This window comes from Emticicia soli (assembly GCF_037860775.1).
Classification (GTDB): Bacteria; Bacteroidota; Bacteroidia; order Cytophagales; family Spirosomataceae; genus Emticicia; species Emticicia soli.
Genome location: NZ_JBBEWC010000011.1, coordinates 221,139 through 247,061 on the forward strand (window position 1 = coordinate 221,139; position 25,923 = coordinate 247,061).

Below are 25,923 nucleotides of genomic sequence, written 5' to 3' on the forward strand. Positions count from 1 at the left end.
TTGTAAACAACCCCACCCTGACCCTCCCCAACAATGGGGAGGGTCAGGGTGGGGTAAAAACCTTATTCATTTAAAACTGAGCGTTTTTCCTTTCCACAATCTTTACATTCCCATCATTATATGATACCCGAAATCCGTCGTCAATTCAACGAAAGTTTTTCAAACGAAAAATACGAGGCATTACTAGCTGAAATTGAAAGAGATTTTCCGACACAATTAGATTTTCGTATTGCCGAAACACCGGTTTTTGTGCCTCAATCATTAAAAATCAAGTTATTACAGGCTTGTAATGATATTATTGACACATTGGTAAAAGATGATTTTAAAGCGAAAACAGCAAGAGCGATTCCGGCAAATCAGGATGTGCCAAATGAAGACGCTCATCCCAATTTTTTAGCAGTAGACTTTGCAGTTTGCCATGATGAAAAAGGTGAGTTGACTCCACAGTTAATTGAACTACAAGGCTTTCCATCATTATTTGGGTATCAATGGTATCTGGGGCAGAAATACAAAAAGTTCTTTTTTAGCCCTAAAAATTTCTCGCAGTACTTTAATCGCTTAAACATGGCTTCTTATGTAGAGCACATGAAAAAAGTGTTGCTAGGCGGTGAAAAAGCTGAAAACGTTATTTTGCTTGAGATTTACCCCGAAAAACAGAAGACACGCCTTGATTTTGAAATAAGTAAGCAACTATGGGGAATTGAGCCGGTATGTTACACCAAAATAAAGAAAGAAGGCAGGAAATTATATTATGAAAAAGACGGCCGGAAAATAGAAATCAAAAGAATCTATAATCGCCTGATTTTTGATGATTTATTACAGAATTTCCCCGACTTGGAGACAGAGTTTAAAATGACTGATGATGTTGACGTAAAATGGGTAACGCATCCAAACTGGTTTTTCAGAATAAGCAAATTTACTTTGCCCCTACTCAATAGTCCGTTTGTGCCTAAAAGTTATTATCTGTCTGATTTAAAAGAATATCCGACCGATTTAGAAAATTATGTTCTGAAACCTTTATTCTCGTTTGCAGGCAGTGGCGTAAAATTAAACTTCACCAAAGAAGATTTAGATGCGATTGAAGACAAAGAAAACTATCTGATTCAGCGAAAAGTAAAATATGAGCCTGTGATTGAAGACACCGATGGGAACCTCATAAAAACCGAAATCAGACTATTGTTCGCTTGGGAAGATTCTGCGCCTCGCCCTAGATTGGTTACAAATCTAGCCCGATTAAGTCGTGGAGAGATGATAGGCGTTAATTTCAACAAGAATTTCGACTGGGTGGGTGGTAGTTGCGCATTTTTTGAAGATTAAAACCCACTTTTATATAAAATCTTATGCCGATAAGCCTTAAAAAGTTATCGGCATTTTTGTTTCTAACTCGTTATACAAAAAATTTAGTTTTGTAATACAATTTTTCGATTTTATTACTTAGCTTCGGTAAAATTCAACCATGAGTTACCCTTAAACATGAAATCAAATCGACTTATTTCAACCTTATTAATGTTATTCATCGTGCTGGGCGTCTCTGCTCAGAGTTTCACAGTAAGCGAAAACAAACGTTTTTTATTAAAAGATGGCAAACCATTTTTCTGGTTGGGCGATACAGCCTGGGAGTTGTTTCATAGACTCGACCGAGAAGATGCAGACTATTATCTTAAAAAACGCGCTGCGCAAAAATACACCGTTATACAAGCAGTAGCACTCGCCGAATTTGATGGTCTGAATGACCCTAATCCTTACGGAGATAAACCATTACTAAACAACGACCCTACTACGCCAAACGAAGCCTATTTTAAGCACGTAGACTATATTATTGATAAAGCCGCTGAATATGGCTTAACCATAGGTTTTTTACCGACTTGGGGCGATAAACTCAATAAATCGACTTGGGGCAAAGGGCCTGAGGTTTTTAATACCTCCAATGCCCGAATTTATGGTAAATGGCTGGCAAACCGCTATAAAAACAAGAAGAACATTATCTGGATATTAGGTGGCGACAGAACACCTCGCCCAAACTCTGACGATGTGGAGGTATGGAGAGCAATGGCTGCCGGAATTGTAGAGGGTGTAGGTGGCAACGATAAAGCCCTGATAACTTTTCACCCGCAACCAAATAAAGAAGGTGCCAGCCAATGGTTTCATGCTGACGAATGGTTTGATTTTAATATGTTTCAAAACGGGCATTGCAGAGATACTCCTATTTATGATAATATAAAGGGTTCGTACGACAGAGCCTTGGTAAAACCTGTAATTGACGGAGAACCCATTTACGAAGACCATCCTGTTTGTTTTAATGCAACCGATTTAGGCACTTCAAATGCTTATGATGTACGCAAATATGCCTATCTTAATCTTTTTGCAGGGGCATTTGGGCATACTTATGGTTGCCACGACATCTGGCAGATGTATTCGCCAAATAAAGAAGCTGTAAATGGTCCACATTTTTACTGGCAACAAGCCATGGAATTACCCGGAGCAAAACAGATGCAGCATGCCCGAAGACTGATAGAATCACGTCCTTTTCTTGATAGAGTGCCCGACCAATCGTTGGTCGTTGAAAATAACTCTCCAGCAAGTGAACGCATTCAGGCTACAAGAGGCAAAGATTATGCTTTTATTTATTCTGCCGCCGGAAAATCTTTTAACGTAAATCTTGGCAAAATATCAGGCACACAGCTAAACGCCTACTGGTTTGACCCAAGAAATGGGAAAGTTGAAGAGATAAGTAAAATTGATAATAAAGGCACTCATAAATTTACACCTCCACGCTCAGGGTATGGTCAAGATTGGGTATTAATATTAGACGATGCCTCTAAGAATTTTCCGAAGCCGTAAGATTTTAACACTCATACTTGTGAATCTCTTTTGCAGTAGAAATTTACTTTTTAGAAATCTCTTTCATTATTTTAATAGTAGGTTTATCTACCAGCAAAGTTCGTTTTTAGAGTATTATTGAAATTTTGTTATTCTGACCGAAAAGCAAAGCTTTTTTGACTAGACAAGCGTACACCGCCCAAGCGCATTTTGAAGATGTAGCCGACAGCCACAAGGTTCTCCACCGCAATTGAATGAAAAGCAGTATAGTTGAAAAAAACTGCTTTTCAAGTCGAATCATTATTTTTAACCATACACTTAAAACCATATCTGGAAATAACACATTGATGTTAGAATATTTACAGTACTGTAAAAATATAGGCTAAAAGTGAGCGACACCAGCAATCAGAAAAGTGAGGAGATGGGCATAAAAAAATATCCTGCGGAAACGCAGGATATTTTCTATGATATAAAGCATCAGAATTAAACTTCAGCAGCAATCAGATTCAAGGCTGAACCAGCTTTGAACCAGCCAATCTGGCTAGTATTGTATGTATGGTTCAATTTGATTTCATCTTTCGAACCATCAGCATGATGTGCTACCATCGTTAATGGTACTCCTTCAGCAAAGGTTGTTAAACCTAAGATATCGAAAGTATCATTTTCCTGAATTTTGTCGTAATCAGCAGGGTCAGCAAATGTCAATGCCAACATACCTTGTTTTTTAAGGTTGGTTTCGTGGATACGAGCAAAAGAACGAACAACAATAGCACGCACACCTAAGTGACGTGGTTCCATTGCAGCATGCTCACGTGACGAACCCTCACCGTAGTTTTCGTCTCCTACTACAATCGTTCCAACACCCGCAGCTTTATACGCACGTTGTACTGCTGGTACTTCGCCGTACTCGCCTGATAATTGATTTTTAACTTTATTGGCAGTGCCATTGGCAAAGTTAATTGCACCAATCAAAAGGTTGTTAGAGATATTGTCAAGGTGACCACGGTATTTCAACCACGGGCCAGCCATCGAAATATGGTCAGTTGTACATTTACCTTTGGCTTTAATCAACAATTTAAGGCCAGTAAGATCGGTACCTTCCCATGCTTTGAATGGGTCAAGTAATTGTAAACGGTCAGATTTAGGACTAACCGCAACTTTTACATTGCTACCATCTTTTTTAGGCTTCTGGTATCCGGCATCTTTTACATCAAAACCTAGTGGAGGTAACTCAACACCAAGTGGTGGATCTAATTTTACCTGCTCACCTTTTTCGTTTGTCAAGGTATCTTTGGCAGGGTTGAAAGTAAGACTTCCCGCAATGGCAAATGCTGTTACAATCTCAGGCGATGCTACAAAAGCGTGTGTATTTGGGTTACCATCGGCACGTTTAGCAAAGTTTCTGTTAAACGATGTGATGATTGAGTTACGCTCTCCTTTTTCAGCTCCGTGTCTTGCCCACTGGCCAATACATGGTCCGCAAGCATTAGCTAGTACTACCCCACCAATTGAGTTGAAAGTATCAAGGATACCATCTCTTTCGGCTGTGTAACGTACTTGCTCAGAACCTGGCGTGATTGTAAACTCAGCTTTAGCAACAATATGCTTAGAAGCAGCCTGTGCTGCAATTGAAGCGGCACGAGTCATGTCTTCGTAAGAAGAGTTGGTACATGAGCCAATCAAACCTACGTCTAATTTCTCAGGCCATTTGTTTTTCTTAACAGCTTTCGCAAATTTAGAAAGCGGCCAAGCCAAGTCTGGCGTGAATGGGCCATTGATACGTGGCTCTAATCTTGAAAGGTTAATTTCGATTACTTGGTCATAATAAGCCTCAGGATTATCGATACACTCTTGGTCAGGGCGTAATAAATCTTTGATACCATTAGCCAAAGAAGCAACTCTTGCACGGCCGGTAGCCTTCAGATAAGCCGCCATTTTACGGTCATATCCGAACAATGATGTAGTAGCACCAATTTCGGCACCCATGTTACAGATTGTACCTTTACCCGTTGCGGAAAGTGCATCAGCACCTTTACCAATATATTCTACTATGTAACCAGTACCACCCTTTACAGTTAAACGACCTGCTACTTCAAGAATTACGTCTTTTGCAGAAGCCCATCCTTTCAGTTTTCCTGTAAGTTTTACACCAATTAATTTAGGCATTTTCAACTCCCATGCCAAGCCCGACATTACGTCGCAAGCATCGGCACCACCAACACCAATCGCAACCATACCCAAACCACCTGCATTAGGCGTATGTGAGTCAGTTCCAATCATCATTCCACCCGGAAAAGCGTAATTTTCGATTACTACCTGGTGAATGATACCAGCACCTGCTTTCCAGAAGCCAATACCGTATTTATTTGAAACAGAAGAAAGGAAATCGTAAACCTCTTTATTTTTTTCGTTAGCAATTTTCAAATCGTCAACTGCACCTACTTTAGCTTGAATAAGGTGGTCGCAGTGAACAGTAGAAGGAACGGCAACTTTTGGGCGTCCGGTTGTCATGAACTGTAATAATGCCATCTGAGCAGTAGCATCTTGCATAGCTACACGGTCTGGAGCAAAATCAACATAATCAACCCCTCTACTATACGCTTTACCTGGAGTTCCCTCCCATAAATGCGTATAAAGGATTTTTTCCGCAAGCGTTAAAGGTTTACCCACTATTTTACGAGCGGCCTCTACTCTTTCAGGCATTCGAGCATAAACGCTCTTAATCATATCTAAATCAAAAACTGCCATTTTTTAAAGAAAATTTTAAATGTTAAAACTCATATCTGGATTGAAAAGATGAAGGATTGCGCCAAAATTACGAAACATCGTCAAATTATAAATAGTAAATTTTCAAATATTACTAAAAATATGTGCTCTGGTGTACGTAAAGGCAATTTTCGGCAGCAAGTACCTATAAGAATAACCCCAAAGCCATGCTTTTTTGTTCAAATCTTTTCCGTTTTATAATTTTTTAATAATTTTTCTAAAACTTTTATGTTCTGTTTTGCATTAATATCTTAATATCGCACAAAAATTAAAAACCAAAGGCCAAAGAATGTCGAAGAACTTAGTTATAGTTGAGTCCCCAGCAAAAGCAAAAACCATTGAAGGGTATCTAGGAAAAGATTTTACGGTAAAATCAAGTTTTGGTCATGTCAGAGACCTCCCTGAAAAAGAATTAGGAATTGATGTCAGTAAAAACTTTGCTCCTAAATATGCTATTTCTTCAGATAAAACAAAGGTGATTAATGAGTTGAAGAAATTAGCCAAAGAGTCGGAAACAGTATGGCTGGCAACTGACGACGACCGTGAGGGAGAGGCCATTTCGTGGCACTTGAAAGAGTCGTTAGGGCTAAAAGATTCTACTCCGAGAATTGTTTTCAGAGAGATTACCAAAAAAGCAATTACCACCGCTATTCAGAATCCGAGAACCATAGACATGGATTTGGTAAATGCTCAGCAAGCACGCCGTATCCTTGACCGCCTTGTAGGCTTTGAGCTCTCTCCGGTACTATGGCAGAAAATCAGAACCGGTGAGCGAACCAACCTTTCGGCCGGTCGGGTACAATCAGTGGCGGTAAGATTAATTGTTGAGCGAGAAAGAGACATTGATTCCCATAATTCTAAATCATCATTTAAGGTAATTGCTCAATTTCTGGTAGAAAAAGGCAAAGTACTAAATGCCGAATTACCAAAAAACTTTGAAACGGAAGAGCAGGCAAAGAGATTTTTAGAAAAATGTAAAAATGCGATATTTACAATTAAAAATCTTGAAGTAAAACCAGCTAAAAAATCACCTGCTGCGCCTTTTACTACATCTACGTTACAACAGGAAGCATCAAGAAAACTGGGTTTCTCGGTTCTTCAAACCATGACAGTGGCTCAGAAACTCTATGAATCAGGTAAGATTTCATACATGAGAACTGACTCAACCAATCTTTCGAGTGAAGCAATAGAAAAAGCCAAGATTCAGATTGAAAATGCTTACGGAGAGAAATATGTAAAAGTAAGACAATATAAAACCAAAAACGATTCGGCACAAGAAGCCCACGAAGCTATCAGACCCACTGATTTCAGCGTTGAAAAAGCAGGTGCAGACCGAAACGAGCAACGTTTGTATGAATTGATTTGGAAGCGTTCAATTGCTTCACAGATGGCAGATGCAGAACTGGAAAGAACGATTGCTACCATCGGAATTTCAACCACAGCAGAAGAACTAGTAGCTACCGGAGAGGTAATTAAGTTTGATGGTTTTCTGAAAGTATATCTGGAGTCGAACGATGATGAGGATGAAGAAAGTAAAGGTATGCTTCCGCCGTTATCGATAGGTCAGGCACTTGATTTGTCAGAGATGAAAGCCACTGAGCGATTCACCAAGCCTTCACCAAGATTTACAGAGGCCAGCCTTGTAAAGAAACTGGAAGAAATGGGAATTGGTCGTCCGTCAACTTACGCTCCTACTATTTCTACTATTATTAAGCGTAATTATGTAGTAAAAGAAGACAGACCAGGCAAGGAGCGAAACTTTAAAGAGTTTTCTCTAAAAAATAACGAGATAAGCGAGAAAGTAGGCAAAGAAACCTACGGCACCGAAAAAGCCAAACTATTCCCAACTAATATAGGTATAGTAGTTAATGATTTTTTGGTAGAAAACTTTGATGATGTAATTGATTTTAGCTTTACCGCCAATGTTGAGAAAGACTTCGACAAAGTGGCTGACGGTAAAGTAGAATGGCAAAAAATGATTGCCGATTTCTACAAAGATTTTCACCATAAAGTAGAGCAGGCCGATAGCGCAAAAGCTACCAAAGGTGCCAGAGAACTTGGTTTTGACCCTAGAACAGGCAAAAAGATTTCGGTGAAAATCGGAAAATTTGGGCCGTATGTTCAATTAGGCGAAACAACCGACGAAGAAAAGCCGGTGTTTGCCAGCTTACTGAAAAGCCAATTGGTTGATAATATTACACTTGAGGATGCCCTTGCCTTGCTAGATATGCCAAAGCTGCCTCGTGAGGTTGGTTTCTATGAGGATAAACCGTTGTTGGTTGCAGTTGGCAAGTTTGGCCCATATATTAAACACGACGAGAAGTTTTATAACCTCGAAAAAAGCGAAGACCCTTATCTGGTTACAGAAGAAAGAGCCATAGAAATTATAGAAGCCAAACGCAACAGCGGAGACTTGTCTCAGCCAAAAGACTTGGGTATCTATGAAGGGCTTGCTGTAAACGTGGGCAAAGGTAGATTTGGTTTTTATGTAAAACATGGCGACAAGTACTACAACATTGAAAAAGGCATTGTAGCTGCCGAAGTAGACCTTAATAAGGCCATTGAGATTATCAAGGCTAAAAAAGCTGCCGAAAGCAACAAGATTATTAAAGAGTTTCCGGAAGATAAGACCATACAGGTTTTAAACGGCCAATATGGCCCCTACATTAAAGTAGGTAAACGAAACGTAAAAATACCGAAAGGAACCGATCCGGCTTCTTTAACGCTTGAAGATTGCCGTAAATTGGCAAACGGATAAATTTTAAGCAACATAAACCTATACCCTATCTTATGAAAAAACAATTGGTTGTTTTAACGGGCGCTGGCATTAGTGCCGAAAGCGGAATAAAAACCTTTAGAGATAGCGGCGGTTTATGGGAAAATCATAACATTGAAGATGTTGCAACACCCGAGGGCTGGAATAAAAATCCGGCTCTGGTGTTGCAATTTTATAATGAGCGTAGGGCTAAAGCTTGCGAAGCAAACCCAAATGCCGGGCATCTGGCATTGGCCGCATTAGAAAAATATTTCGATGTAAACATTATCACCCAAAATGTTGATAGCCTACACGAGAAAGCTGGCTCAACGAATGTACTACATCTACATGGTGAACTCTGCAAAGTAAGAAGCATCAAAAATGAGCATCTGATAACGGATATTGGTGGAAGAGCCATTGAAATTGGTGATTTAGCTGAAGATGGGCACCAATTGCGCCCACATATTGTGTGGTTTGGCGAGGCTGTTCCGATGATTGACCCTGCTGTGGAAATTGCTAGAAATGCCGATATTTTTGTGGTGGTTGGCACTTCTTTACAGGTTTACCCTGCCGCCGGACTAATTAACTACGTACAGAAAACAGTTCCAAAGTTCATTGTTGACCCATTTATACCAGAGGCTTCTTCTAATTATAAAGACATCAGCTTCATTACCGAAACTGCTACTGTTGGCGTGCCTCAACTTGCCGAAATTCTGATTCGTGAGTATCAATAGCTTTCTTTTGTTTTAAATTATGCAAAAAACCATTCTATTTCTACTAATGGCAAATATCTCTTTTGCACAGGGATTCCAGAAAAAACTAGATTCTTTGCTGCAAGCGCACGTAAAGAAAGATGAGGCAGGAATGGCTGTACTCGTAATGAAAAATGGGCATGAACTCTATAAAGATGGTTTTGGTATGGCTGATATGGAAACACAAACACCTATTACACCTCAAACCAATTTCAGAATGGCCTCGGTTTCAAAACAGTTTACGGCTGCTTGCATTATTCTACTCGAAAACCGTAAAAAACTTAGTTATGAAGACAATCTTCTAAAATTCTTCCCTGATTTTAATAAAACTGTTGGCTCAAAAATAAAGCTCAAACATTTGCTCACGCATACGTCGGGTATTCTGGACTATGAGGAGCTTATACCCGACAATCAGAAAGAACAACTATCTGATACTGATGTGCTTAAGTTTCTAAAAAATCAGTCTAAAACTTATTTTGAAGCTGGCAGCAAATTCCGCTATAGTAATTCGGGCTTTTGTTTGCTTGAACAAATCGTAGAAAAAGCCTCTGGACAGAACTTTGTTACTTTTATTAAGGCAAATATCTTTGAGCCATTAGAAATGGCTAACAGCACCATTTATGAAGCCGGTAGACCTATTCAAAGTAGAGCAATGGGATATGCACGTAACAAAGAAGGCAAACTTGTGTTTTCAGACCAAAGCATTACGAGCGCCACAAAAGGCGATGGTTGTGTGTACACTTCACTAGACGACTACGCAAAATGGTATAAGGCTATCATAAACAATACACTATTTAATACAGAAAATGCGCTTAAAAAGATAAACCATAAGATTGAAAGTACCACGAACATCAATTATGGTTTGGGCTGGTTTAATGGCTATGGAGCCCAAAGCACAGAATTGTACCATACAGGTAGCACTTGCGGCTTTAGCAATGTTGTGAATATTGTGCCAGGCAAGCAGTTCCTGATGGTGTATTTCTCGAATATTGCAAACAACCATGCATTAGAAAAACCGATAAGAGAATTACTGAAAACAGAAAAGATTGATGATTCTGCTATAGATTTCGACAAGGCACTTAGTTTAACCAACTGAGAAACTATAATGCATCAAAAAAGCCTGACTCTTTGCAGAGTCAGGCTTTTTTGATGCATCAGCATATATAAATTAGTTCAATTGCGCTTCTAATTTTGAAGTAAGGATATGTTTTGGAACAGCCCCAACAATTTTATCAACCAATTGACCATTTTTGAAAATCATCAAAGTTGGGATAGAACGGATACCAAAGTTCATCGGAACGTTTGAGTTAGCATCAACATCCATTTTACCAATAATTGCTTTGCCTTCATAATCGCCAGCCATTTCTTCAACTACTGGTCCAATCATCTTACAAGGTCCACACCACTCTGCCCAAAAATCAACTAATACAGGTTTGTCGGAATTAATCAGTTCAGCAAAATTTGCGTCCGTGACTTCAATTGCTTTATGTGCCATTTTATAATGATTTAGTACCTTTTACGCACTTTGCGTTAAGGTTTTTTATTTATTATTTTATTTGTTATAGGTCTAACAAATGAGCATTTAAGAAAAGTTCCATTAGGCAAACACAACATTTTCGTCGCCAACAATTTGTTTCAATTCTTTCACAAAATCGTTAGTGGAAGCCACTTTTATCTTTCTTGAAAGCAGTAAAACATCTAGCCTTTCATCGATATCTTTCACCGATAATTTAAAATCAAAATTACCGGGGTAGCGTGTTGCCATGTCATCAATTTCCTGAATCAGTTGTGCATTAATCTGGTGTAAGCCCAGATTAATTTTTATTTCCTTAAACATCTTATTCCGTAGCTCACTCAGTAACTCCATGCTTATCGGTTTAAAATCCCAATCGCCTTCTCTACCCCATTTGTTCTGCAGTTTGCCTCTGATAAACAAGAAAAGCCCCATCGTAAGGAATTTAGAAAAATTGACGTAGTCTTGCCCGAAGAGCATCATTTCCATACTAGAATTGTAATCTTCTATTTTCAGAATGCCGAACGGGTTTCCGTTCTTCGATTGTCTGTGTTGCACATTCGTTACCACTCCGCCAATAGTAATCTCTTTGTTCTGGTTATTAGCCTCAAAAACTTCATTTAATGGTGTACAACGCCTCATTTCCATAGAGAATTCATCAAGCGGATGGCCCGAAATATAGAACCCAACCACTTCTTTCTCTAGGCGCAGTTTTTCAATGTCTCCCCATTTTTCAACAGGGTTCACCTTCGGTTTGGCAATCTCAAAGCCGCTACCACCAATAGCTCCGAACAATGAATTTTGCCCTGCGTTGGCATTTTCATGGTGTTTATTGGCATATTTAATGAGTTTTTCAATTAAAGTTGTGCCATCAGAGGCATCGAAATACTGTGCCCGGTGTAAATCCGTAAAACAATCGAAGGCGCCTGCATAGGCAAAAGATTCGAGTGTCTTTTTATTTACTGTGCGTAGGTTTACACGCGTAATAAAATCAAAAATATCTTTAAATGGGCCACCTTTTGTTCTTTCTTCAATAACAGCATCAACAGCAGCATCTCCCGAACCTTTGATACCTCCCATGCCAAAGCGTAACTCGCCTTTTTTGTTTACGCTGAACTGCTTTTGTGATTCGTTTACATCTGGGCCGAGAATCGGTAAACCAATGGCTTTACATTCTTCCATAAAGAATGTGATCTTCTCGATGTTACCTAGCTGCGATGTTAGTACGGCAGCCATGTATTCAGACGGATAATGGGCTTTCAGATAAGCGGTTTGGTACGCTACAAAAGCATAACAAGTAGAGTGCGACTTATTGAAGGCATAAGAAGCAAAAGCCTCCCAGTCTGTCCAGATTTTCTCAAGTACTTTCTCAGGGTGTCCTTTAGCTTTCGCTCCTTCCAAGAACTGTGGTTTCAGTTTATCTAGTGTCTTTCTATCTTTTTTACCCATTGCTTTACGCAATACGTCGGCATCACCTTTCGAAAACCCTGCTAATTTCTGCGACAGAAGCATTACCTGCTCCTGATAGACAGTAATCCCATAGGTTTCACCTAGATACTCTTCCATATCAGGTAAGTCGTAGGTTACTTCTTCACGCCCATGCTTACGGTTAATAAAGTTAGGTATATAGGCAATCGGACCCGGACGATACAGGGCATTCATGGCAATAAGGTCGTCCAATCGGTCAGGTTTCAGGTCTTTCATGTATTTTTTCATACCGTCAGACTCAAACTGGAACACTGCATTGGTTTCGCCTCGTTGAAACAACTCGTACGTTTTCTGGTCGTCTAGTGCAATCTCATCAATTTCAATTTCTACGCCATGATTTTCTTTAATCATGCGCAAACAATCCTTGATGATAGTCAAGTTTCGCAAACCCAGAAAGTCCATCTTGATTACCCCTGCATCTTCTATAATCTTTCCTTCGTATTGTGTAACCAAAAGGTCAGAATCTTTTGAAGTAGAAACTGGAAGAATATTGTACAGTTCTTCTGGAGCAATGATAATACCTGCCGCATGGATACCCGTATTACGAACCGTACCCTCTAGTTTTTCGGCCTGTTGCAATACTTTGGCTGTTAGGTCATTTCCATTATACATGGCACGCACCTTCTTCACGTTTTCAATCTCGTCGCCTTGCAAACCAATTTCTGATAAACTTTTAGGCCCTTCAAGCGGGTAATGAATCAATTTCTGAAAATCAATTCCATAGGTTGGTTTATCAGGGATTAATTTAGCTATGTAGTTGGCATCAGCCAATGGTAATTCCATCACACGGGCCACGTCTTTGATCGACGATTTGGTGGCCATCGTACCATAAGTAATGATTTGAGCTACCTGATTTTTGGTATATTTCTGAACCACGTAATCGATTACTTTCTGACGCCCCTCGTCATCAAAATCAGTATCAATATCGGGCATCGACTTACGGTCAGGATTCAGGAAACGCTCAAAGAGTAGATTGTACTTAATTGGGTCAATGTTGGTGATACCGATACAATAAGCTACCGCACTACCTGCTGCACTTCCACGGCCAGGCCCAATCATTACACCTAAGTCACGGCCTGCTTTAATAAAATCAGATACGATAAGGAAATACCCCGCAAAACCCATTGATTTAATGGTGAATAACTCAAAATCAAGGCGTTCTTGTACTTCTGAGCCTATTTCTCCATAACGTGCTCTTGCACCTTCATAGGTTAAGTGTTTCAGGTATTCCCACTGATTCATTACGTCGTCAGCATGCACCTTAAACTCCTCAGGAATCGGGAAGTTGGGAAGCATGATGTCACGCTTAAGTTTCAGTGTTTCTACTTTATCTACAATTTCGTTGGTATTATCAATTGCCGCCGGAATGTCACTAAAAAGCGTTGACATCTCCTGCGTTGTTTTGAAATAAAACTGGTCGTTGAAGAAAGCAAAGCGGGTATTTCTGGCAGTAGTTTCGTCGTCATTAAAATCTTTAGCCGAAGGCGTCGACATTTTTTCGTTGGTATTCACACACAACAAAATATCATGTGCCACCCAATCTTGTTGGTCAACATAGTGGCTATCGTTAGAAGCAATAACCTTCACGCCATATTTTTTGGCAAACTTTAGCAATACTTCATTCACTCTTATTTGCTCGGGTATATCATGCCGCTGAATCTCTACATAATAATCTTCACCAAATCTATCGAGCCACCATTGAAACTCCTTCTCCCCTTCCTCCTCTCCTTTCCGAAGAATGGTTTTAGGTACAGTTGCGCCAATACAACAGGTTGTTGCAATTAGGCCCTCTTTATATTGTTCAATTAAAGCTTTGGTGATACGTGGGTATTTACCATACAAGCCCTCAATAAAGCCCAACGAACAAAGCTTGGTAAGGTTTTTATAACCAGTTGCGTTTTTAGCCAATAAAAGCTGATGAAAACGCTGGTCTTTTTGCTCTTTGGTAAATTGCTTACGGGTGTGGTCTTCTACTACATAAAACTCACAGCCAACAATGGGTTTTACATTGTATTTACCGGCAGTAGCCACAAAATCAAACACACCAAACATATTACCGTGGTCGGTAATAGCTACAGCAGGCATATTATCGGCTTGTGCTTTGGCAAATAGTTTTTTTATGTCGGAAGCACCATCGAGGAGCGAAAATTGGGTGTGGTTATGTAAGTGCGAGAATTGCATATATTCGGGGTTACTTAAATTACTATAACACTAAATTACTAAAAAAAACTATCTTAAACACGCATTAATTTTCTATTAACGTATAAATCACTGAATATCAGTAGTCGTTTTCGAGCTTTTTTCAGTCTATTAAAAAGACCCTTTCTGGTGGCAATAAGTTTTTTCGGTTTTTAATTTCTATTTACCGATTTTTTAGCAATTTTACCGCTCCCAAAATTTTGTATTTTTATCATAAAACTTTGAAATAATTCAACACCCGAAGATGCCTATTAACAGAACTGAAATTGAAACCATTTTTAAAAGAATTAGTACCTTACGGATTGGAGTAATTGGTGATTTTGCAGTAGACTTTTATTATGATATTAATTACCACACCAACGAATATTCGGTTGAAACAAATAAAGAGGTTTTCTGGGCAAGTAAGCCGCATTCGTCATTAGGCGCAGCCGGAAATGTAGTAAATAACCTGAGTGCACTCGGCGCAAAAAACATAAAGGTTTTTGGCTGTGTCGGCGATGACATTTACGGGCGAGAAATGCAGAGTTTGTTTCATGCGATTGGCGCTGACACCCAGCATCTACAAATTCTTTCTTCTGGTTGGGATACCTGTACTTATACAAAACCCATGTCGGTAGAGGGTGAGTCTAATCGACTCGATTTTGGTACCAATAACCAATTAGATGAGGAGATATTTAACAAATTACTAGCTACCCTAGCAACAGCTCTGCCCGAACTTGATGTACTGGTTATTAATCAGCAATTTCCGAATCCCCTACTCAACCCAAAACGAATTGAGCAACTCAATACCCTTATCGCACAATCTTCTGATTGTTTATTTGTATCCGATTTGCGTGCCTACGGCTATTGTATCAAAAATACGATTCTGAAAGTAAATACCGAAGAAATGGCGCGCTTGCTCAATATCAAAGAAATTGATGAAGCCAACGAAAGTGCCTGTATTGAGCATGGCAAAAATCTGCAAGCACAAATTGGTGATTGTCTGATTGTAACCCGTGGCGAGCATGGCATTTTATATCTGGATAAAGAAGAAACGCAGAATGTAAAGGCGATTCCGATTAAAAATGAGATAGATACAGTAGGTGCCGGAGATACCGTAGTAGCCGCCTTCTCGGCAAGCCGAGGTGCAGGCGCATCTATTCATGAATCTCTAGAAATCGCTAACCTGGCAGCGGCTGTTACGGTTCAGAAATTGCGTCAGACCGGCACTGCAACATTAGACGAAATCTTAACAGTTTACGAGAAAAATTCAAACAAAACCTATTAATATACCTATGTACTCAAAAGAAACCGCTCTTCAACTCCGCGATGAAATAAAAAACTATCTTAATTCAAGTTTGCTACCTTTCTGGATTACCAGAACTGTTGACACAGAAAATGGTGGTTTCCTGACGCACTTCGACCAGTTTGGCAATGATTCGGGCGAAGATGAAAAATCATTGATTGCTCAGTCTCGCTCTGTATTTACTTACTCTTCGGCTCACCGTGCCGGATATGGCGGCGGAAAACTGGCCGAAATGGCCAAACATGGCGTTGATTTCCTACTTGATAAAATGTGGGACAAAGAATTTGGTGGGTTTTACTGGATGGTAAACCGCAAAGGCGAAGTAACGATTGACGAAAAAATAGTTTACGGCCACAGTTTTGCCATTTATAGTCTGAGTGAATATACGCTGGCAACTGGTGACCCACGTGGACAAGAGTATGCCGAAAAAGTATTTGACCTACTCCAGAAATATGCAGTAGATACCAATTATGGTGGCTATTGGGAAATGTTTTTAAGGAATTGGGATTTAAAAGGCCCGGGAGCAGCAGGAGGCGACAGAAAAACCCTTGATGCCCATATGCACTTAATGGAGGCCTTCACGACGCTTTATGAATGTACAGGACAACAAGTGCACAGACGTAAATTGCTAGAGATAATAGAATTGCTTACCAAGAAAATAATGCACCCTGAGTATGGAACCGGAATTCCGCAATTCTGGGCTGATTGGTCGGTTGCACCTCAGATAAAGTTTGATATTGTGTGGGGTTGGGATAGATTTACAGAAGATGGGCATAAAGCATCAGCCGAAGATAATACAAGCTACGGACATAACTCTGAATTTGCCTGGTTGCTGATGCATGCACTTGATATTCTTGACTTACCTTATGATACACACCGAGAGCAAATAATTAAATCGTTCAGCCACTCGGTTGATAATGGGATTGACTGGGAATATGGCGGTGTATATGTTGAGGGCTCACATGCCGGAGAAGTATATGACCGTGAAAAAGAATTCTGGCAACAAGCCGAAATGCTGATCGGTATGCTTGATGCATTCCAATACCTGAAAGACGAAAAATACTGGAATGCTTACGTAAACGTACACCGTTTTGTGTTCGACAAAATGATTAACCATGCTGTAGGTGAATGGTGGCCTTTGATGACCCGCCAAGGAGAGCCTATCTGGAAACACATGAGCCATTCGTGGAAGATTAATTACCATGATGTGCGCTCTATGGTGCAATCTGTTGTAAGACTTAATAAGATTTTGAACTCAGATTTGTAAATACAATAAATGTATTGTATTTTTGCACCCCAATTTACTTTTTTGTTCAATACTTAAAGTTTCAGTACAATGCCAAAACAAAAAACCAATTCTGGAGCGAAAAAACGCTTCAAAATTACAGGTACTGGTAAAATCAAGCGTAAACACGCTTTCCATAGCCACATCCTGACCAAAAAATCAAACAAACGTAAAAGAAACCTAGTTTCTGCTACATTAGTAAGCCCAGCTGATACAAACCGTATCGAAGCTTTACTAAACATGTAATTGTAGTCTTCAGACTCTTACATTGGTTCAATTGTTTCACCCGATGAATGGCACCAAAGAGTTGTGGTATTAACCCAACCGCCAAAGTCAAAAAACTTACATCAAAATGCCTAGAAGTGTCAATCACGTTGCGTCAAGAGCAAGACGTAAGAAAGTTTTAAAATTAGCCAAAGGCTATTACGGACGTCGTAAGAACGTTTGGACGGTTGCTAAAAACGCCGTTGAAAAAGGTTTAGTATATGCTTACTCTGGTCGTAAGCAAAAGAAAAGAAGTTACCGCCGTTTATGGATTGTTCGTATTAACGCAGGGGTTCGTCCGTTAGGATTATCATACTCTGTTTTGATCGACAAACTAAACAAGGCTGGCGTTGAATTGAACAGAAAAGTATTGGCCGACTTGGCTATGAACCACCCAGAAGCGTTCAGAGCTGTAGTTGAAAAAGTAAAATAAGCAGCAGATTCTTAATTCTCTGTTATAAGAGGTATCAACTAGCGTTGATACCTCTTCTTTTTTATTAGCTTTCTATTATCAGGGTTTTTAAACCTTTCCATTTGCCTTCAAAATCTTTACCAATCAGATATGCCTCAATCTCTACTCTTCCGGCTCTCAGATACTCTAATTCGGTAAGGTTTTCTTGCATAATAGTTTTGATTTTGGCGAACTTCTCGGCTCTTTCGGTCTCGTAGTCAGTCCACCAATCCTGTTTGTTAAGCACTACATCAAAGAATTTTTCCCAAGGTAGGCTCTCTACTCTGTCAGACGGCGTAAGGCCAATGTATTTTCTGAACAGAATAGTGTTAAAAGGCCCCGGATGATCGGCTTGCCAATCGATTACCTTCAGTTTTTCGTCAGATTCACTCGGGTATAATAAATCAACAACGCTATCTTTGAGTACCTCAACTACCGATTTTTGAACAATGCTTGTTTCTTTAGAAGATTCTGGCTCAATACTGTTTTTTTTTGATTCCATTTTGTTACTTTACATAAATTTTGTAGTCCAAACAGGGCATAATTAAATCGGGATTCTGGTTTAAAAGTAAGAAAAAAATAGTATTGTCCTTATTAACAACCATAAAAAAACAAAAAAATGTTAGAAGTTTTGCAAGGTCTTATTCAGCAGCACGGTCAGGGAGCAGTAGTAAACAACCCAGCGGTGCCTAATCAGTATAATAATGGAGTGATGGATGAGGTAATGTCAGGATTAGTTAATGGCTTGTCAAATCAGGCAACTAGCCAGGGCGGTTTAGGTAGCTTGCTTGGGCTACTTGGTGGTGGTGCTGGCTCAAACCAAAACTTGATGTCGAACCCGGTGGTTGCTAATATTGCACAAAGTGTTATTGGTAATCTTATGCAAAAATTTGGCTTGTCAAATTCTGCAGCAGCAAGTGTTGTAGCTGGTTTGATTCCAAGTGTGCTAGGGAGCCTTATCAGTAAAGCTAACGACCCTAACGATGATTCGGTAAATACAGGTGGTATTATGGATGTGCTATCAGGTGGAAAAACCTCAGGTATTGACTTTGGCAGTATTTTAAGCTCAGGCGCCGGAGCATTGGCCGATGGAAAATTAGATATGAATGATTTGATTAACATTGCCGGCAGCGCTATGGGAGGCAACAAACAACAACAAAATGGCGGTGGTCTTGGCGGCCTTTTAGGTGGCTTGTTTGGTGGCAAATAATTTTGTCAGATAAGTATTAGCTTACCAGAATAGTTGTTTTAAATAAATCTCTATTCCGATTGTAAGATTGGTCTTGACTCGACGTTAAAACCAAATCATCAAAAAATTTACCGTTTAATCAATAATGGTATTTTTTTTATGGTTTGGTTTTTTCTTTTTGGTATTTTTGCAAATGATTATGTCCAAAAAGTAATATCTGGAACTGCTAAATTTATTATTAAAATCTGAGTAAACCTTACCTATTATCAAATACTAACCATCATGATTTTTGGTCGAGGTCTGCTTGCAAATCATATCCTCCTTAGCGTCAACTAAAAAAAACATGACTCTTAAAACTTTACATTTGCTGTTACTTGTTTCGTTAATTACATTATTGCAATCTAACGCTCAGATAAGTATTACTTTTCCGATGGAGAACGCTGTTTTTCAACGGAACCAATTCAATTTTGCAAGCCTTTCAATAGCTGGTAATTACCCCGCAAATACGACTGTCAGCTCGGTTCAGGCACGCCTTATAAATCCTGGAAATGAAAGTATTGCAAGAGACTGGACCACCATTCAGAATAATCCGACAGGTGGTGTTTTTACGGGCACGCTTACCGGAGTAGCCGGTGGATGGTATAGATTAGAACTAAGAAGTTTCACAAACGGTAATGTAAGTGGAACAGCTACACTTAACCGTGTAGGTATAGGTGAGGTTTTTTTGATAGCAGGGCAATCTAATGCACAAGGGTTAGATAACGTTGGTTATCCTGCAACCGACGAAAGAGTTGTAACACACAACGAATTATCGTGGTATGATAATAATGCGGGCCAATGTGATAATAAATTCCCTAATTATCCTTCGTTTTCACAAATTACCAATAGCACTATTTCCAAGACAGGGTTTAGCAGTTGGTGCTATGGCAAATTAGGCGATATGCTAACAAGCAGGCTGGGGGTTCCGGTTGCTTTTTTTAATGGAGCAGCCACATCAACTTCAAGTATTAACTGGCGTGAGAGCTCTAATGGGCAACCTACTGAAAATCATTACAACCCATCTCAACCTACCTTCTGTAATCAGCAAGGAGTACCTTATACCGGCTTGAAACGCATCATGAATTATTATGCTTCAGTTTTTGGTGTACGGGCTATTCTGTGGCATCATGGTGAAACGGATAATTACATTAATACAACCGGAAGTGCCTATCTGGATAATATGTATTATATAATCAATAAAAGCCGTAGCGATTTTGGCAGTACTATTCCGTGGGTTATATCAAAAGCTACCCTTTTTAACGATACTGATACTCAAGCAGATATTAAAGTTGCCCAACAAAATTTAGGCAACGATAACGGAAACAAACTATTTTCGGGGCCAGATACAGATGCCTTACCAGGGCCTGCAAATCGCGCAGATGGTGTACATTTTAAACTTGAAGCTCTTCCTGATCTTGCAAATCTCTGGAATGCTTCATTAGATGGCAATTTTTTCAGTAACGCAACACCAATTACAGCTAAAACGCTTCCGGTTGTAAATGTGAACATTATAAATACTGAATTTCAATTGACTGCACCAGGAGGCTATGTTGCTTACAAATGGGTAAGATTAGATGCCGGGAATACCGACTATGAAGACCCAGCCGAGGCTACAACGCAGGTCATAAGCCGAACAAGTGGAACTTACCGTTGTTATCTGACCGATTCGCAGGGCAATATTACTTTTACACAACCTGTTATTTGTGGTTGCACAGGCGCTGTTAACTGTAATGGCATGACATACCTTTCGAATATGGTGGCATGTACTGCCATTAGCGGTCTTGGCGCTGTAAGATACGACCAAAGCCACTCGGGAAATCCTATAAAATTAAAAGGGACCACTTATCCAAAAGGTATCGGGTGCCATGCCAACTCAGAAATTACCTATAAATTGAATGGCAATTTTGGCCGCTTTATATCAGATATTGGTATTGATGATGCCATTGATGCAAATGACACACAGAGTTCGGCTTATTTCAGAGTATATGTAGACAACATTTTAAAATACCAAAGCCCTCTTTTAAGTAGAAGTAGCCCTACTATTAAAATAAATATTAATGTACAGGGCGGACAAGAATTAAAAATAATTACTAATCAAGGCCCTGATAATTTCAATTCTGACCATACAGATTGGGCCGGAGCCAGGCTACATTGTATAGATAATCAAAGCCCGACAATTCCGGCAAACTTACACGAAAGCCAGATAAGCCAGAATTGTGCAACTCTTAATTGGTCTGCCTCTACTGATAACATGGAAGTTGATAAATATTATATATACCTGAGTAACGTATTAATAGATTCAGTAGATGCTCCTTTAACAACTTATCGTATCAAAAACCTAGAGGCATCTTACTACTATACAGCAACGGTACGTGCCAAGGATTACTCAGGAAATCTTTCTGCGGCAAGTAATACAGTAGAAATAATAACCTTATCAAATCTTGTAGTTGCCGCAAAACCTCAAACCATTAATATAGGTCAGTATTCTTTACTAGAAACTTCATTTAACTTCTCTTGTCCTGGTGGAACTATTATCTGGAGTACTGGTGCTACCACTAATTCAATAACTGTTAGCCCAACCGTTACAACAGATTATACTGCTGCATGCAAAATAAATGAATGTATAAGCAATGTTTCAACAGTAACTGTTAAAGTGAACCCTAACTGTACTACTTCTTATAACTTTGTAAGTCCTGAAAATGATTTTACAGGGTCTGAAACTAACTTGTCATTACGCGCTACAACCGTTATTTCGGCACAAAACTCTATTCTGAACAATGCCAAAGTGGTATATCAGGCAGGGCAGGCTATAATGCTCGAGCCAGGCTTTAAGACTGAGACCGGAACGGTTTTCATGGCACGAATAGCAGGTTGCAACTAGAAAAAGCCGTAATGACAGATTGTAAGTATTCTTTTTTGACAAAAAATAAAGCGTTTGTCAAAATCGCTTTATACTCCATTAATTCAACGATTACATACTGCCAATCTGTCAGTTTTTTCTGCCAAACAAATGCTTGGCACGTCCATTGATGATACAGTAATAAATCAATCTGAATTAATTTACTGAAATAAATAATATGGGAAAAATTATTGGAATCGACTTAGGAACAACAAACTCTTGCGTTGCTGTAATGGAAGGTAACGAACCTGTTGTTATTGCAAACAGCGAAGGTGCCCGCACAACTCCTTCAATCGTAGCATTTTTAGAAAATGGTGAGAAAAAAGTAGGTGCTCCTGCAAAGCGTCAGGCTATCACCAATCCTAAAAATACTATCCAATCTATTAAACGCTTCATGGGAAAACGTTTCAATGAAGTAAGTGCAGAAATGAAAACAATCGCTTATGACGTAGAACAAGGTGCAAACAACACACCTCGTGTACGCATAGGAGACCGCCAATATACTCCTCAGGAAATTTCAGCTTTCGTTCTTCAAAAAATGAAACAAACTGCTGAAGATTATCTGGGAACAACCGTAACAGAAGCTGTAATTACAGTACCTGCTTACTTTAACGACGCTGAGCGTCAGGCCACTAAAGAAGCCGGACTTATTGCCGGTTTAGATGTAAAACGTATTATCAACGAACCTACAGCAGCCGCTTTAGCTTATGGCCTTGACAAACAAGGCAAAGACATGACTGTTGCCGTATTTGACTTAGGTGGTGGTACATTCGATATTTCGATTCTTGAATTAGGTGATGGTGTGTTTGAAGTAAAAGCTACCGATGGTGATACACACTTAGGTGGTGACGACTTCGACCAGGTGATTATCGAATGGTTGGCCGATGAGTTCAAAAAAGATGAGGGCATTGACCTTCGTCAGGATGCTATGGCATTACAACGCTTGAAAGAAGCTGCCGAAAGAGCTAAAATTGAATTATCTAGCTCGGCGCAAACTGAAATCAACTTGCCTTATATCTTCCCTGTGAATGGTATTCCAAAACACTTGGTAAGAAGTCTTAGCCGTGCCAAATTTGAGCAATTGGCTGATAGCCTTATCCAGAGAGCAATGGAACCTTGCCGCAGAGCAATGAAAAACGCAGGCATGAATAACAGCGATATAGACGAAGTGATTTTGGTGGGTGGTTCAACTCGTATTCCTCGTGTTCAGGAAGAAGTTGAGAAATTCTTTGGCAAAAAACCATCGAAAAACGTAAATCCTGATGAGGCTGTAGCAATCGGTGCGGCGGTTCAAGGTGGTGTACTAACAGGTGAAGTTAAAGATATTCTTTTACTTGACGTTATTCCGCTTTCTTTAGGTATCGAAACAATGGGTGGTGTATTTACCAAAATGATTGAGGCAAATACAACAATTCCAACCAAAAAGAACGAGGTATTCTCTACAGCGGCTGATAATCAACCTTCAGTAGAATTACATATTCTACAAGGTGAGCGCCCAATGGCATCGCAGAACCGCACGCTTGGTAGATTCCACTTAAGTGATATTCCGCCAGCACCACGTGGTGTACCTCAAATCGAAGTAACATTTGATGTTGATGCAAATGGTATCCTGAATGTAACTGCAAAAGATAAAGGTACAGGTAAAGAGCAAAAAATCCGTATTGAGGCTTCTTCTGGTTTGTCAGATGCTGAAATCCAGAAAATGCGCGACGAAGCAAAAGCAAACGAAGAGGCGGATAAACTTGAAAAAGAAAAAGTTGAGAAAGTAAATGCAGCCGACACAATGATTTTCTCTACCGAGAAACAATTGAAAGAGTATGGCGATAAACTTTCGGCAGGTAATAAATCAGCTATCGAAAGTGCATTGGCAGAACTAAAAGCTGCACATGGTACTAAAGATTTAGCAGCGATTGATGCCTCAATGGAAAAAATAAATAATGCTTGGCAAGCTGCTTCGCAAGAAATTTATGCAGCGGGTGCAACACCAACCGGTGAGCCAACAAGCCAAGGTGCACCTACTGGTGGCGGTAAAGATGAAGAAGTAACCGACGTAAATTACGAAGAGGTGAAATAATCTGATGCCAGAGAGCACAAAAAAACTCCCTTAGCAATGAGGGAGTTTTTTTGTACTCAAATATGTACGACAAAACAAAAAATACTTTGTTAATCAGCCTTTGTGAAGTGCGAAGTACGGCCTATGATAGATATACCTATAAAACCTCTCACATCGAGCCTTGTAGGGCTTGAGAGCGTCATTTTACAAGAGTAGGTTTTTCCGTTTTTAGGATCATAAACTTCACCTCCCTCCCATGTAGTTTTACTAGTTTGGCTAAAATTCTTAAGATTCACCAATCCAACCAAGGGTCTGCTTTTTAATTTAGCATCAGGATTCTCTTTATCTGTGCGTGGCTTACCATTGTCATTAGGGTCTTTTAGCCATACAATTTTTCCGAAAATTTTATCGCCTTGTTTAAAGAATTGAATCTTACCACTTTTTTCTTCATTATACCATGTGCCTTCAGTAATATCCTGAGCAAAAGCAAATTTTGAGATTAAGAGTAAAGCGAAAAATAAAGATAGTTTTTTCATGTTGCGATGTGAGAAATCCCTCAGTTTTAAGTTAGTAATGATTGATTGAATTTAATGGTCATAAAATAAATAATACCCGTAACAAGCATACCTACCATACCCCCGACCAGCAGGTCGGTAGGATAATGTACTCCTACATATATACGACTATACGATACTAAAATTGCCCACAAAAAAAGAAAATATTTCCATTGTGGCTTGCTTTGAGGGCTTATAAGCACAAAGGCCAGCGCTAAGGCAAAACTATTGGCAGCATGACTTGAAGCAAACCCGTATTGGCCGCCACAGCCGCCTACTACGTGCACAATGTTTTCGATGGAAGGGTCATGGCATGGGCGAAACCGATGAAAGTAGGGTTTCATAAAGCCCGACGTAATGCGGTCGGCTAAACCTACAGAAACCAGAATAAACGCCAGTTTATACCAGGCGTTTATTCTGATAACTCTAAAGATATAATAAATCAGAAATAGGTAAAGGGGAATCCAGGTAAAACGATGAGTAACCCAATACATGATGGTATCCCAGAATGGTGTATGAAAGCTATTGAGCCAAAGAAACCACTCATATTCGGCATATCTGATAGTTTCAATCATATCAATTAAATCCTAATACGCTTCTTACCTCGGTTATGGTCTGGCGGGCAATCTCTCCCGCTTTTTCTTCACCTGCTTTGAGCTTTTTCTCAAGGGCATCTTTATCTTCCATATAGTAGTTAAATAATTCCCTTTCTTTCTCAAATCTCTTCCAGATAAGCTCAAACAAAGCTTGTTTGGCATGCCCATAGCCATAGCCACCACGCAGATAATTATCACGCATAGTGTCAATATCGGCCTGCTCGGCAATCAGCGAGAATAGCTTGAAAGTAATATCATTATCCGGATTTTTAGGTTCTTCTAATGGTGTACTATCCGAAATGATTGATTTTATCGATTTCAACAACTGTTTTTCAGGCAAGAAAATATCGATATAATTATTATATGATTTACTCATTTTTGACCCGTCAGTTCCCGGAATCACCATTACAGATTCGTCAATCAATGGCTCAGGAAGCACCAATATATCGCCAAAAGTTCGGTTGAAAGCCGCAGCAATGTCTTTCGACATCTCAAGGTGTTGCTTCTGGTCTTTGCCAACAGGTACAAAATTGGCTTTGTATAATACGATGTCGGCCGCCTGCAATACCGGATAAGTAAATAAGCCAGCGTTTACGTCAGATAACCTGTCAGATTTATCTTTAAATGAATGCGCATTGGCTAACATCGGGTATGGCGTCTGGCAGCTTAAATACCACAAAAGTTCGGTATGATAACCAGCCAAACGAGACTGGCGGTAGAAAAAGTTTGTATCTGCATCAAAACCACAAGCCAGCCATGCAGAAGCCACCGCACGGGTATTATCTGCTAATGTCTGAGCATTTTTAACCGTGGTCATTGAGTGTAAGTCTGCAATGAATAAAAAAGATTCAGTGTCTGGTTTTTGAGAAAGTTTGATTGCAGGTAAGATAGCACCTAAAATATTTCCTAAATGTGGGCGGCCACTTGCTTGAATACCTGTCAGAATTCTTGTCATAAAATTTTTAATTGTTCCGATAATATGATGTAATTTGAAACAAAAATAGACAAATTACTA

At 39.6% G+C, this 25,923-nt stretch carries 19 protein-coding genes; 12 read left to right on the forward strand and 7 right to left on the reverse strand.

All coding sequences use genetic code 11. The features are described 5' to 3' along the window. Window positions 1-120: 120 nt before the first annotated feature. Both WAE64_RS18660 and WAE64_RS18665 read left to right on the forward strand, forming a co-directional pair. Entirely contained in the window at window positions 121-1,317 is a 1,197-nt protein-coding gene (locus tag WAE64_RS18660) for a hypothetical protein (RefSeq protein ID WP_340239128.1), read from the forward strand. A 156-nt stretch (window positions 1,318-1,473) separates the two neighbouring features. Continuing rightward, window positions 1,474-2,841 (forward strand): glycoside hydrolase family 140 protein, encoded by a 1,368-nt coding sequence (locus WAE64_RS18665; protein WP_340239129.1) that lies wholly within the window; start codon window positions 1,474-1,476, stop codon window positions 2,839-2,841. Window positions 2,842-3,303: 462 nt separating this feature from the next. Here WAE64_RS18665 and WAE64_RS18670 read toward each other — a convergent pair whose 3' ends face one another. After that, complete coding sequence (locus WAE64_RS18670) at window positions 3,304-5,568, reverse strand: aconitate hydratase (protein ID WP_340239130.1); 2,265 nt, start codon at window positions 5,566-5,568, stop codon at window positions 3,304-3,306. 307 nt (window positions 5,569-5,875) lie between these two features. On the opposite strand from WAE64_RS18670, the gene topA reads away from it, so the two are divergent. Genes topA through WAE64_RS18685 form a run of 3 tightly spaced genes read left to right on the forward strand, consistent with a single transcriptional unit; the run spans window position 5,876 to window position 10,189 of the window. Further along, window positions 5,876-8,344 (forward strand): type I DNA topoisomerase, encoded by a 2,469-nt coding sequence (gene topA, locus WAE64_RS18675; RefSeq protein WP_340239131.1) that lies wholly within the window; start codon window positions 5,876-5,878, stop codon window positions 8,342-8,344. A gap of 32 nt (window positions 8,345-8,376) precedes the next feature. Then, window positions 8,377-9,075, forward strand: coding sequence for an SIR2 family NAD-dependent protein deacylase (locus tag WAE64_RS18680; RefSeq protein WP_340239132.1), 699 nt, complete (start codon window positions 8,377-8,379; stop codon window positions 9,073-9,075). Between the two features lie 19 nt (window positions 9,076-9,094). Further along, window positions 9,095-10,189, forward strand: coding sequence for a serine hydrolase domain-containing protein (locus WAE64_RS18685; protein WP_340239133.1), 1,095 nt, complete (start codon window positions 9,095-9,097; stop codon window positions 10,187-10,189). Window positions 10,190-10,261: 72 nt separating this feature from the next. Here the strand turns inward: WAE64_RS18685 and trxA are convergent, their stop codons facing one another. After that, complete coding sequence (gene trxA, locus WAE64_RS18690) at window positions 10,262-10,588, reverse strand: thioredoxin (RefSeq protein WP_130021926.1); 327 nt, start codon at window positions 10,586-10,588, stop codon at window positions 10,262-10,264. A gap of 102 nt (window positions 10,589-10,690) precedes the next feature. Further along, complete coding sequence (gene dnaE, locus WAE64_RS18695) at window positions 10,691-14,275, reverse strand: DNA polymerase III subunit alpha (RefSeq protein WP_340239134.1); 3,585 nt, start codon at window positions 14,273-14,275, stop codon at window positions 10,691-10,693. 262 nt (window positions 14,276-14,537) lie between these two features. Here dnaE and WAE64_RS18700 point away from each other — a divergent pair, with 262 nt between their 5' ends. The 4 genes from WAE64_RS18700 to rplT all read left to right on the forward strand — a co-directional run bounded on the left by WAE64_RS18700 (window position 14,538) and on the right by rplT (window position 17,560). Further along, window positions 14,538-15,560, forward strand: coding sequence for a bifunctional heptose 7-phosphate kinase/heptose 1-phosphate adenyltransferase (locus tag WAE64_RS18700; protein ID WP_340239135.1), 1,023 nt, complete (start codon window positions 14,538-14,540; stop codon window positions 15,558-15,560). Between the two features lie 7 nt (window positions 15,561-15,567). Continuing rightward, window positions 15,568-16,845 (forward strand): AGE family epimerase/isomerase, encoded by a 1,278-nt coding sequence (locus tag WAE64_RS18705; RefSeq protein WP_340239136.1) that lies wholly within the window; start codon window positions 15,568-15,570, stop codon window positions 16,843-16,845. A 69-nt stretch (window positions 16,846-16,914) separates the two neighbouring features. Beyond that, window positions 16,915-17,109, forward strand: a complete 195-nt coding sequence (gene rpmI, locus WAE64_RS18710; RefSeq protein ID WP_340239137.1) for a 50S ribosomal protein L35 — start codon at window positions 16,915-16,917, stop codon at window positions 17,107-17,109. 106 nt (window positions 17,110-17,215) lie between these two features. Continuing rightward, the gene (rplT, locus tag WAE64_RS18715) at window positions 17,216-17,560 is read left to right on the forward strand and encodes a 50S ribosomal protein L20 (protein ID WP_340239138.1); all 345 of its coding nucleotides are present in this window, start codon (window positions 17,216-17,218) and stop codon (window positions 17,558-17,560) included. 64 nt (window positions 17,561-17,624) lie between these two features. On the opposite strand, the gene WAE64_RS18720 is transcribed toward rplT, so the two are convergent. Further along, window positions 17,625-18,080: a nuclease A inhibitor family protein gene (locus tag WAE64_RS18720; protein ID WP_340239139.1), complete on the reverse strand. Its 456-nt coding sequence runs from the start codon at window positions 18,078-18,080 to the stop codon at window positions 17,625-17,627. Window positions 18,081-18,197: 117 nt separating this feature from the next. Here WAE64_RS18720 and WAE64_RS18725 point away from each other — a divergent pair, with 117 nt between their 5' ends. From WAE64_RS18725 to dnaK, 3 genes are all read left to right on the forward strand, one after another. Next, a complete protein-coding gene (locus tag WAE64_RS18725; protein ID WP_340239140.1) occupies window positions 18,198-18,788 on the forward strand; it encodes a DUF937 domain-containing protein in 591 nt (196 codons plus the stop codon). Window positions 18,789-19,110: 322 nt separating this feature from the next. After that, window positions 19,111-21,687, forward strand: a complete 2,577-nt coding sequence (locus WAE64_RS18730; RefSeq protein ID WP_340239141.1) for an NPCBM/NEW2 domain-containing protein — start codon at window positions 19,111-19,113, stop codon at window positions 21,685-21,687. Window positions 21,688-21,883: 196 nt separating this feature from the next. Further along, window positions 21,884-23,779 (forward strand): molecular chaperone DnaK, encoded by a 1,896-nt coding sequence (gene dnaK / locus WAE64_RS18735; RefSeq protein ID WP_340239143.1) that lies wholly within the window; start codon window positions 21,884-21,886, stop codon window positions 23,777-23,779. Window positions 23,780-23,868: 89 nt separating this feature from the next. Here dnaK and WAE64_RS18740 read toward each other — a convergent pair whose 3' ends face one another. Genes WAE64_RS18740 through trpS form a run of 3 tightly spaced genes read right to left on the reverse strand, consistent with a single transcriptional unit; the run spans window position 23,869 to window position 25,863 of the window. After that, a complete protein-coding gene (locus tag WAE64_RS18740; protein WP_340239144.1) occupies window positions 23,869-24,294 on the reverse strand; it encodes a DUF2147 domain-containing protein in 426 nt (141 codons plus the stop codon). 26 nt (window positions 24,295-24,320) lie between these two features. Beyond that, a complete protein-coding gene (locus WAE64_RS18745; protein WP_340239146.1) occupies window positions 24,321-24,887 on the reverse strand; it encodes a phosphatase PAP2 family protein in 567 nt (188 codons plus the stop codon). 1 nt (window position 24,888) lies between these two features. Then, window positions 24,889-25,863: a tryptophan--tRNA ligase gene (gene trpS / locus WAE64_RS18750; RefSeq protein ID WP_340239147.1), complete on the reverse strand. Its 975-nt coding sequence runs from the start codon at window positions 25,861-25,863 to the stop codon at window positions 24,889-24,891. Window positions 25,864-25,923: the final 60 nt, after the last annotated feature.